Source organism: Pseudoxanthomonas sp. LjRoot204_2 (assembly GCF_056175765.1).
The window spans coordinates 1-1,482 of record NZ_JBGFFG010000627.1; the positions used below are offsets into that span (position 1 = coordinate 1).

Genomic DNA, 1,482 nt, shown 5'->3' on the forward strand with positions numbered 1-1,482 from the left:
GTTGCGTCACCTCGTGGTCGCCTCCGACGCCACGGCATTCAATCTCGGCGGCGATCTGGAACTGTTCTCGCAGCTGATCCGCGAGAACAACCGTGATCGCCTGCTGAGCTATGCGCGCCGTTGCATCGACGGCGTCCACCATCTCAACACCGGTCTGGGCGGCGACGTACGCACCATCGCCCTGATCCAGGGGGATGCGCTGGGCGGCGGCCTCGAGATCGCGCTGTCGTGCCACACCATCGTGGCCGAGGAAGGCGTCGACATGGGCCTGCCGGAAGTGCTGTTCGGTCTGTTCCCGGGCATGGGCGCGTACTCCTTCCTGTGCAAGCGGGTCTCGCCGCAGGTCGCCGAGAAGATCATCCTGGAAGGCAACATCTACACCAGCGATGAGCTCTACAAGCTTGGCGTGGTCGACGTGCTGGTACCGAAGGGCCAGGGCGCTTCCGCCGTGCAGACCATCATCGACAAGCAGCGTCGCTCGCCCCATGCGCACCTGGCGTTGAACGCCTGCCGCAACCTCGCCCAGCCGGTCGGCTACGACGAACTGATGGGCATCACCGAGGTGTGGGTCGATACCGCGCTGACGCTGGGCGACAAGTCGCTGAAGATGATGGAACGCATCGTCCGCGCGCAGGAAAAGCGGTCGATCCGCGCGGCCTGAACACCCGCATGACTGCGGCAACGCAGTAACGACAGGGGAAAATCAGGGGGTTGGAGCGCGCCGTGCGCCTTCAAGGGCGAGTCCGGGTCATCCGTACTCGCCAGCGATCCATCCGGACCGCGTCCGCCCGCGCCACCGTATCGCCACCGCGTCGATCGCGGCAATGGCCCCGCGTCAGGACGACGAGTGTTCGTTGCCCTTGTCCAGGCCCGCGCCCCGCACGCGCTGCCGCGCATCGAGCGCCGCGCGACCGTGGCTCAGGTGCGAATTCAGCGCTGCCAGGCGATGACGCCACTCGCGGGTGATCTGCCAGTCGGCCAGGCTCATCATTTCGCCGGCGGCCGCCGCGAGCTTGACCAGGCCCAGGTTGCTGGCAACACCCTTCAGGGCGTGAGCGTGCTCGCGCAGGTGTTCCCCATCGCCGCGCTCCATCGCATGCGCCATCGCGCCGATGCACCCGTCCGCATCGTTGAGGCATTGCTCGATGAATTCGCGTTCGAACGCATCGCCCATGCCGAGCGCGGTCAGTTCGTCCAGCACGCTGACATCCAGCACGCCGTCCGACACTTCCGCACGCGCAGGCGCCGCCGGGACGGCGGTGGCCGCAACCCGGCCCGAGGTCGCGATGTCCGCCAGCGCGTCCAGCAGGCGCGTGGCGACGACCGGCTTGGCAAGGAAGGCGCGCGCTCCGGCCTGCTCGCAACRCTGGATCGATTCGGGCGTGACATCCGCGCTGAGGATGAGCACGGGCGTACGGCTGCCGCTGCCCGCCTCCATCACGCGCAGCTGCTTCAACAGGTCCAGGCCGCTCAGTCCGGGCA

At 67.7% G+C, this 1,482-nt stretch carries 2 protein-coding genes; one reads left to right on the forward strand and one right to left on the reverse strand.

What is annotated here, in order from left to right; genetic code table 11:
* A partial coding sequence (locus AC04L7_RS18545) for a crotonase/enoyl-CoA hydratase family protein (RefSeq protein ID WP_475513679.1) occupies positions 1–661 on the forward strand: 661 nt, incomplete at its 5' end.
* 174 nt (positions 662–835) lie between these two features.
* Here AC04L7_RS18545 and AC04L7_RS18550 read toward each other — a convergent pair.
* Positions 836–1,482 (reverse strand): response regulator (locus AC04L7_RS18550; protein WP_475513680.1); only part of this gene is annotated, 647 nt, incomplete at its 5' end.